Consider the following 8,163-nt stretch of genomic DNA (forward strand, 5'->3'; position numbering starts at 1 on the left):
CGCCGGCCGAGGCATCCAGCAACCTGGCGCGCTATGACGGCGTGCGCTTTGGCCACCGCGCGACGCTGGAGGCGGGCGACGGCATCACCGAGATGTACGAGAAGACCCGCGCCGAAGGTTTTGGCGCCGAGGTCCAGCGCCGCGTGATGGTGGGCACCTATGTGCTGTCGGCGGGGTTCTACGATGCCTACTACAACCGCGCCCGCAAGGTACGCACACTGATCAAGCGCGACTTCGACGAGGCCTTTGCCGCCGGGGTCGACGCGATCCTGACGCCGACGACGCCCTCGGCGGCGTTCGGGCTGGGCGAGATGATCGATGCCGACCCGGTGCAGATGTATCTCAACGACGTGTTCACGGTGACGGTGAACCTGGCCGGCCTGCCCGGTATCAGCGTGCCCGCCGGGCTTGATGGGCAGGGCTTGCCGCTGGGCCTGCAACTGATCGGGCGGCCCTGGGAAGAGGGCGATCTGCTGAATACCGCCCATGTGCTGGAACGCGCGGCGGGATTCGTGGAAAAACCCGCGCGATGGTGGTAAGACGCGGGTAAAACCACGATCAGGCAGGATCAGGACAGATGCGGTATCTCATTTCAGGCGCGGCCATCCTGGCGGCGCTGGGGCTTGCGGGCTGTTCGCCGCGCGTGCCCGACAGCGCTGCCGGGGTGGGTTTTGGCGATTACGACACCTATGCCGAGCAGCAGGCAGCACGCAAGGCGCGCGAGGCGCAGTTGAGCGGCCAGCAGCCGCAGCAGCCCGGCGCGGCGGCGGGGGGCGCCCCGCTTTCGGCGACGGGCGAGGCGATGGCGCCGCGCCCGCAACAGCAGGCGCAGGCCGACGCGCAGACGACACCGCAGGTCGCGCAGGCGCCGCTGGACGACGATGCCGACCGCATCGCCGCCGATACCGCCGCGGCGCTCAATTCCGACGAAGAGCCGATTCAGGCCGATCCGAGCAATCCGCCGCCCGAGGCGGTCAATGAACTGGGTATTTCCCAGGAGAATGATTTCGAGGGCGTGTCCGACCTGCGCAGCATCGACGACGATGCCGAGCGGATCGCACGCAACCGCGCGCAATACGAAGTGGTGCAGCCCTCGCAACTGCCCGAGCGCGAAGGGGCCGCCGGGCCCAACATCGTGGCCTATGCCCTGCGCACGACAAACCCGGTGGGCGAGCCGCTCTACCGGCGACTGTCGCTTTTCGACCCCCAGGGTCGGATGGAGCGCAATTGCGCCAAGTATCCATCGGCGGACCAGGCGCAGATCGACTTTCTCAAGCGCGGTGGCCCCGAGCGCGACAGGCTGGGCCTCGACCCTGACGGTGACGGATTTGCCTGCGGCTGGGACCCGACGCCGTTTCGCAGCGTGCGCGGCGGTGACGGCGCCGCCGACTGAGCCGGCGTGCCCGGCGGCAGGGCCGCCGGGGCAGGGGTGCTGCTGGCACCCCTCGGCCAGTCATGGGCCGCGCAGAGGCGGTGTGCGCCCCGACATGGTGGTGTTGCACCATACCGCGATGACCAGCGCCGAGGCGGCGCTGGCGCGGCTTTGCGACCCGCGCGCCGAGGTGTCGGCGCATTACCTGATCGGCGAGCGGGGCCATGTCTGGCAGATGGTCGCCGAGCCGCGCCGCGCCTGGCACGCGGGCACGGGCCGCTGGGGCGCGGTACGCGATGTCAACTCGGCCTCGATCGGGGTCGAGCTTGCCAACTGCGGCGATCATCCGTTCCCCGAGCCGCAGATGCGCGCGCTGGAGGCGCTGCTGGCGGCGGTCATGGACCGGTGGCGCATCCGGCCCGAGCGCGTCATCGCCCATTCCGACATGGCGCCGACGCGCAAATCGGACCCCGGCGCGCGGTTCGACTGGCGGCGGCTGGCGCGGGTGGGGCTTTCGGTCTGGCCCGATGGTGCGCCGGGTGCCGTCGCGCCGCCCGACGTGGCGCGCTTTCGGGCGCTGGCGTCGCGTATCGGCTATGACCCCGACGCGCCCGACATGGCGGTTCTGGCGGCGCTGCGACTGCGCTTTCGCCCCTGGGGGTGCGGGCCGCTTACGGCAGCCGACATGGGCGTGGCCGCCGACCTTGCGCGGCGCTTTCCCGTTGACCGGGGCGACACGCCTGCTTAGGTGTACGTCGCGCGGAGGGCCGGATGGCCGCGGCGCGGCTTGTCCGCGTCGAGGAAAGTCCGGACTCCACAAGACAACGGTGCCGGGTAACGCCCGGCCGGGGCAACCCGAGGGAAAGCGCCACAGAAAACAGACCGCCCGGCCATAGCGGCCGAGTAAGGGTGAAACGGTGGGGTAAGAGCCCACCGGGGGGCTGGTAACAGCGCCCGCATGGCAAGCCCCACCGGGAGCAATGCCGAATAGGGGCCCCGCGCGGGGTTGATCGGGCGCAAGCGCCGATATCACCGCAGGGCGCGTCTTGGCCCGGGGGCCCGGGTTGGCAGCTTGAGGCGTGCGGGCAACCGTGCGTCCAGAGGAATGGTCATCCACCGTGCTTGCCAAGGCGCGGGGACAGAATCCGGCTTACAGGCCCTCCGCGCGCCACTATCGCCGCTTATGCGGTTGACTCGGGCCCCGCCATGGGTAAAAGGCGGGGTTCATCAGGATTTCACGGGCGGCGCGTCTGCCCGGCGCAGGAGAGTACCAATGGCGAAGCCGACGACCATCAAGATCCGTCTGAACTCGACCGCGGGCACGGGCCATTTCTACGTGACCAAGAAGAACGCCCGCACCATGACCGAGAAGATGACCGTGCGCAAATACGACCCTGTCGTGCGCAAGCACGTCGAATACAAGGAAGGCAAGATCAAGTAAGCGATCTTGTCTCGACGGTTGAGCATGGGGCCACGCCGGCGCGCGTGGCCTTTTTCATGCCCGGCCGCCTGAAAATGAGTTGCAGGATCAGGTCATGCCGAAGGAAGGGCACTACGTGAATCGTACCGGGTGGCTGAGAGCTTCGGTTCTTGGCGCCAATGACGGGATCGTGTCCACTGCCAGCCTGCTGGTGGGGGTGATCGCGGCGGGGATGGACCATGCCAACGTGGTGCTGACCGGGCTGGCCGGCCTGACGGCGGGGGCGTTTTCGATGGCGGCGGGGGAGTATGTGTCGGTTTCGGCGCAATCCGATACCGAGGCCGCCGACCTTGAGCGTGAGCGCCGCGCGCTGCGCGAAGATCCCGATTACGAGCTGGACGAATTGACGGCGCATTTTGCCGACAACGGCGTGCAGGACAATCTGGCGCGGCAGGTCGCCGAGCAGATGACCGAGCATGATGCGCTGGCCGCGCATGCGCGCTCGGAGCTGGGCCTGTGGGAGGACGGCGCGGCGAACCCGTTGCAGGCGGCGTGGACATCCGCCGTCAGCTTTGCCGTGGGGGCGGGATTGCCCCTGCTGGGGGTGCTGGTGATGCCGGGCGCCTCGGTGGCCATGAGCCTGGCCGTGGTGGCGACGGTGACCCTGATGGCGCTGATGGCGCTGGGCGCGGTGGGTGCGCATATGGGGGGCGCACCGATCGGGCCGGGGGTGCTGCGGGTGCTGTTCTGGGGATCGGTGGCGATGGCCGTGACCGCCGCTGTCGGGCGCCTGTTCGGGGTGACGATGGCCTGAGGGCGCTGGTGGGGCAGGCGCCCCACGCGCCACTGGCCAACCCTGGGCGAGCGGTCCCTCAGCGGGTCGCCCAACGACCGCAACAGGCCATACGCTGCCAGTACCTCGTTGACCCGATGCAGGCACGCCCCTCGCCCATGAAAACGGGCCGGTCGCATCGCGCCGGCCCGTTTCCTTGCCTTGCTGATCGCAACCGTTATTCCTGCTGTCCCATGAACATCAGCAGGAACTGGAACATGTTGAGGAAGTCCAGGTAGAGGCTCAGCGCGCCATGGATGGCGGATTTGTCCAGCCATTCCTGGTCGCCGTGCGCCGCGTGCTGGACGTACTGGCTCTTGATGTTCTGGGTGTCATAGGCGGTCAGGCCGGCAAAGATCAGAACCCCGAGCGCCGAGATCGCGAACATGATCGCGGGGCTGCCGAGAAAGATGTTGACGATCATCGCCACCAGCAGGCCGATCACGCCCATGATCAGGAACGACCCCCAGCCCGAGATGTCCTTCTTGGTGGTGTAGCCCCACAGCGACAGCCCGGCGAAGGCGATCGCCGTCACCAGGAAGGTCTGCACAATCGAGAAGGACGTGTAGAAGATGAAGATCGAGCTGAGCGACACCCCGATCAGGGTGGCGAAGACGAAGAAGAACAGCTGCGCCGCCTGCGCCGAGGCACGTTGCATCACCGCGCCGAAGCCGAAGATCATCAGCAGCGGGGCGAACATGATCACCCATTTCAGCGGCGTGGTGTAGATCAGCGCGCCGAACCCGGTCAGCAACTGGCCGTTGGCCATCTGGCCGGCAGCCGCGGCCTCGTTGGTCGTGGTGGCAAGGCCGGAAATCGCCCACGCCGCCAGCGCGGTGATGAGCATGCCGCCGGACATGGTCGCGTAGACCTTGTTCATGTGGGCGCGAAGCCCCGCGTCAATCTGGGCGGCGCTTCTGCCGGCCGCCGTCCGGATCGTGTTGAAATCAGCCATTCATGCCTCCGATGATGAACCTTTGATGTCCCTGGGGACTCTCGAGTTGAATATCGTGCACGGCATGCATGTTTTCAAGGCTTTCCGGTGGCGTGGCCGCAGTTTTTGCCTCAGCGCAGCCAGTAGTGCGGCACGTCCCAGATGGGGCGGCGCGCCTCGGACCGGGCGGCGTCGCGGGTCAGGCCGATATCGCGCAGGGTGCGGTCGTCCAGCCGGGCAAGCGCGCGGCGCTGGGCCCGCACGGCCAGCATGCTGCGCACGCGGGCCAGAGGGCCGGGCCGATGCGCCGTGGTACAGGTGGTTTCGCGGCGGGCGGAGGACAGGGTCGTCATGGCGGAAGCTTTCTAATATGTGATGTATATGCGAAGACGCATCATGTATGGTGATGTATATAGGGATTGCGCCATATCTTTAAAATGAATATTTAACAGCGAAAACATCAAGAATGGTGATGAGATGAGGAATCTTGACGTCACGACCCTGCGCTCGTTCATTGCGGTGGCCGATACCGGCGGCGTGACCCGCGCGGCGGGGCAGCTCAACCTGACGCAATCGGCGGTCTCGATGCAGGTCAAGCGGCTTGAGGACATACTGGGCCAGACCCTGCTGGAGCGGGCCAATCGCAGCGTGGCGCTGACCGCGTCGGGGCGGCAGCTCCTGGGGTATGCGCGGCGGATTGTGGAAACCAACGACGACGCGATTTCGCGCCTGACGGACCAGGTGTTCGAAGGGGAAATCGTGCTGGGCGTGCCGCATGACGTGATCTATCCGGTAATCCCCTACGTGCTGAAGCGGTTCCATGCGCAGTATCCACGGATGAAGGTCAACCTTCAGTCGTCCTACACGAACGCGCTGAAACGGCAGTATGCGCGCGGCGAGATCAACGTGATCCTGACCACCGAGGCAGGCGTGGATGCGGGCGGCGAGACGCTGGCCGAGGTGCCGCAGCGCTGGATCGGGGCGCCGGGCGGCAGCGCGTGGAAGGGGCGGCCGCTGCGGCTGGCCTATTGCCGTTATTGCAAGTTCCGCGATGGTGTTATCGCGCGGCTGGACGAGGCGGGAATCGAATGGGAAATGGCAGTGGATTCGGATTCCGACCGCACCATCGAGGCCACGGTCAGTGCCGACCTGGCGCTTACCTCGATGCTGGAGGGGCACGCGCCGCCGCACCTGGAATGCATCAACAGCGCCGGCGGCCTGCCTGATCTGGGTATGCAGAAGATCAACCTTTACGGCGGGCAAACGCGCGATGAGATCCAGCGCGAGCTGTGCGCGATGATCCGCGAGGGGTTCGCGGCCGGCTGAGGGGCCCCGCCGCGCGTTTCATGCGCGACTGTCCCGAGGATGTCTTTCGAGAGAGGAAACGCCGTGGAACGGGCGCGGATGCGGACACACCGTGCGCGGGGTCAGGGCGTGATCACGACCTTGCCGGTGGCGCGGCGTTCGCGCAGCAGGGTCAGCCCCTCCTCGGTGCGCTCCAGTGGCAGGACGTGGCTGACATGGGGTTTGATAAGGCCCTGCTGGTACCAGTCGAGCAGCGTGCGCAGGCTGTCGGTCAGCACCTCGGGGCGGAATTTCAGGTATCCGCCCCAGTAGAGGCCAAGCACGCTTAGGTTTTTCACCAGCAGGTGATTGGCGGGGATTTGCGGCACCTCGCCGCTGGCGAATCCGATGGGGATCAGCCGCGCCTCGGGTTTGCAGGCGCGGAAGGCGGCCTGCCACTGCGCGCCGCCGACCGGGTCATAGACCACGTCGGCGCCGCCGAGCGCGCGCACCTCGGCGCGGATATCCTGGCTGGTGGCGTCGATCAGGTGATCGGCCCCGGCTTGTGCCGCGACGGTGAGCTTGTCCGCGCCACGCGCGCAGGCGATCACGGTCGCGCCCATCAGCTTGCCTATTTCCACCGCTGTCAGGCCCACGCCGCCCGCCGCGCCCAGCACCAGCAGCGTCTCGCCCGGTTGCAGGCGCGCGCGGTGGTCCAGCGCCACATGGCTGGTGCCATAGGCGATCTGGAAGGCGGCGGCGTGCTCTGCGGGCATGTCATCGGGCAGGGGCACGGCGCGGGCGGCGTCAAAGCAGCCCCATTCGGCCAGCCCGCCCTGGCCGCCAAAGACGGCGACGCGGGTGCCCGGCGCGGGGCCATCCACGCCGGGGCCGAGGGTGTCGACGGTGCCGGCCACTTCCATCCCCAGGGTGAAGGGTGGCTCGGGCGTGTCCTGGTACTGGCCCTTGAGCATCAGAAGATCGGCGAAGTTGAGCCCGCAGGCCGCGATCCGAACCCGGATCTGGCCGGGCCCCGGGTCGGGGCGGTCGATCTGCATCAGCGCCCCGGGGGCGCCGCTGCCGGGAATGTGGAATGCGCGCATGAATCGAGGCTCCTCTCATGGGCGGGGCGGGCGCAGTTAGGGCGCAGACGCGGCCGGTGTCAAACCGGGCAGGCGGCGGCGGCTGTTCGATCTGACCTGGCCCCTGTCGAGCGCGGCTTGAGCCCGCGTCCGGCGCGCGCTAGGCATGCCCCGGCCTGACGGACGGGAGCGGGACGGATGCACATGACACGGGCGGATGCGGGCGAGTTGATGCGGGTGGCCGACGCCATGGCCGATGCGGCGCGTGCGGCGGTGCTGCCGTGGTTTCGTGCCAGCGGGCTGACAGCAGACAACAAGTTCGATGCCGGGTTCGACCCGGTGACCGAAGCCGACCGCGCCGCCGAGCGCGCCATGCGCGCGGTGCTGGCGCGGCGGCGCCCCGACGACGCGGTGATCGGCGAGGAATACGGCCCCAGCCCCGGCACCAGCGGCCTGACATGGGTGCTGGACCCGATCGACGGCACGCGCGGATTCCTGTCGGGCACGCCCACATGGGGGGTGCTTATCGCCGTGAGCGATGCGTCGGGGCCGATCTACGGCGTCATCGACCAACCCTATATCGGCGAGCGGTTCCGGGGGGGCCTGGGCGTGGCGGCGATGGACGGCCCGCAGGGCGCGCGTGCCTTGTCGGTACTGGGCGCGCGCCCGCTGGAGCAGGCGATCGTGTTCACCACGTTCCCCGAACTGGGCACGCCCGCCGAGGCCGCGGCCTTTGCCGAAGTGGCGCGGCGCGCGCGGCTGACGCGCTACGGCATGGATTGCTATGCCTACGCGATGCTGGCGGTGGGCCAGATCGACCTGGTGATCGAGGCGGGGCTTTCCGACTACGACATCCAGGCGCCGATCGCTGTTATCGAGGCCGCCGGCGGCATCGTGACCGACTGGCGGGGCGGCCCGGCGCATCACGGCGGCAGGGCGGTGGCGGCGGCGGGGCGCGCGCAGCATGACGCGGCGCTTGAGGTGCTGGCCAAGGTCGCCCCCTGAGGTCTGCGGCCCGGGGCGCGCCGGGCATGGCGCTCAGCTTTCGCGGCGCAGCCACTCCATCACCGCGGGGCGCACCGATTGGTCGCCGCTGGCCATGGCGGTTTCGATCACCTCGTTCAGCTTGCCGACGTCGATGCGGCGCAGCATGTGCTTGACCGGTCCGATCGAGGCGGGGCGCATCGAGAGGCTGCGCATGCCGATGGCGGCAAGGCAGGCGGCCTCGACGGGGCGGCC

Annotated in this window: 11 protein-coding genes and 1 other RNA gene; 8 read left to right on the forward strand and 4 right to left on the reverse strand. The window is 68.4% G+C overall.

What is annotated here, in order from left to right; genetic code table 11:
- The 6 genes from Q0L89_RS03405 to Q0L89_RS03430 all read left to right on the forward strand — a co-directional run.
- Positions 1-539, forward strand: a 539-nt coding sequence (locus tag Q0L89_RS03405) for an amidase (protein WP_296762562.1), incomplete at its 5' end; no start/stop codon positions are given.
- A 38-nt stretch (positions 540-577) separates the two neighbouring features.
- A complete protein-coding gene (locus tag Q0L89_RS03410) occupies positions 578-1,393 on the forward strand; it encodes a hypothetical protein (RefSeq protein WP_296762564.1) in 816 nt (271 codons plus the stop codon).
- Positions 1,394-1,487: 94 nt separating this feature from the next.
- Positions 1,488-2,120: an N-acetylmuramoyl-L-alanine amidase gene (locus Q0L89_RS03415; RefSeq protein ID WP_296762580.1), complete on the forward strand. Its 633-nt coding sequence runs from the start codon at positions 1,488-1,490 to the stop codon at positions 2,118-2,120.
- An 11-nt stretch (positions 2,121-2,131) separates the two neighbouring features.
- Positions 2,132-2,541: RNase P RNA component class A (gene rnpB / locus Q0L89_RS03420), an RNA gene on the forward strand.
- A 104-nt stretch (positions 2,542-2,645) separates the two neighbouring features.
- Complete coding sequence (gene rpmG, locus Q0L89_RS03425) at positions 2,646-2,813, forward strand: 50S ribosomal protein L33 (protein WP_007799108.1); 168 nt, start codon at positions 2,646-2,648, stop codon at positions 2,811-2,813.
- A gap of 94 nt (positions 2,814-2,907) precedes the next feature.
- Positions 2,908-3,606: a VIT family protein gene (locus Q0L89_RS03430; RefSeq protein WP_296762567.1), complete on the forward strand. Its 699-nt coding sequence runs from the start codon at positions 2,908-2,910 to the stop codon at positions 3,604-3,606.
- A 196-nt stretch (positions 3,607-3,802) separates the two neighbouring features.
- Here the strand turns inward: Q0L89_RS03430 and Q0L89_RS03435 are convergent, their stop codons facing one another.
- Positions 3,803-4,579: a Bax inhibitor-1/YccA family protein gene (locus Q0L89_RS03435; protein WP_296762569.1), complete on the reverse strand. Its 777-nt coding sequence runs from the start codon at positions 4,577-4,579 to the stop codon at positions 3,803-3,805.
- Between the two features lie 110 nt (positions 4,580-4,689).
- Positions 4,690-4,911 (reverse strand): DUF1127 domain-containing protein, encoded by a 222-nt coding sequence (locus Q0L89_RS03440; RefSeq protein WP_296762571.1) that lies wholly within the window; start codon positions 4,909-4,911, stop codon positions 4,690-4,692.
- 124 nt (positions 4,912-5,035) lie between these two features.
- Here Q0L89_RS03440 and Q0L89_RS03445 point away from each other — a divergent pair, with 124 nt between their 5' ends.
- Positions 5,036-5,884, forward strand: a complete 849-nt coding sequence (locus Q0L89_RS03445; RefSeq protein ID WP_296762573.1) for a LysR family transcriptional regulator — start codon at positions 5,036-5,038, stop codon at positions 5,882-5,884.
- 101 nt (positions 5,885-5,985) lie between these two features.
- Here Q0L89_RS03445 and Q0L89_RS03450 read toward each other — a convergent pair whose 3' ends face one another.
- Complete coding sequence (locus Q0L89_RS03450) at positions 5,986-6,945, reverse strand: NADPH:quinone oxidoreductase family protein (RefSeq protein WP_296762575.1); 960 nt, start codon at positions 6,943-6,945, stop codon at positions 5,986-5,988.
- 183 nt (positions 6,946-7,128) lie between these two features.
- Between Q0L89_RS03450 and Q0L89_RS03455 the strand changes: the two genes are divergently transcribed.
- On the forward strand, positions 7,129-7,929 hold the full coding sequence (locus Q0L89_RS03455) for an inositol monophosphatase family protein (RefSeq protein WP_296762576.1): 801 nt from the start codon (positions 7,129-7,131) through the stop codon (positions 7,927-7,929).
- A gap of 33 nt (positions 7,930-7,962) precedes the next feature.
- Here the strand turns inward: Q0L89_RS03455 and Q0L89_RS03460 are convergent.
- Positions 7,963-8,163: hypothetical protein (locus tag Q0L89_RS03460; RefSeq protein WP_296762578.1), on the reverse strand; the 201-nt coding region annotated here is incomplete at its 5' end.

This window comes from Sediminimonas sp., from assembly GCF_024637375.1.
Taxonomy (GTDB): domain Bacteria; phylum Pseudomonadota; class Alphaproteobacteria; order Rhodobacterales; family Rhodobacteraceae; genus Sediminimonas.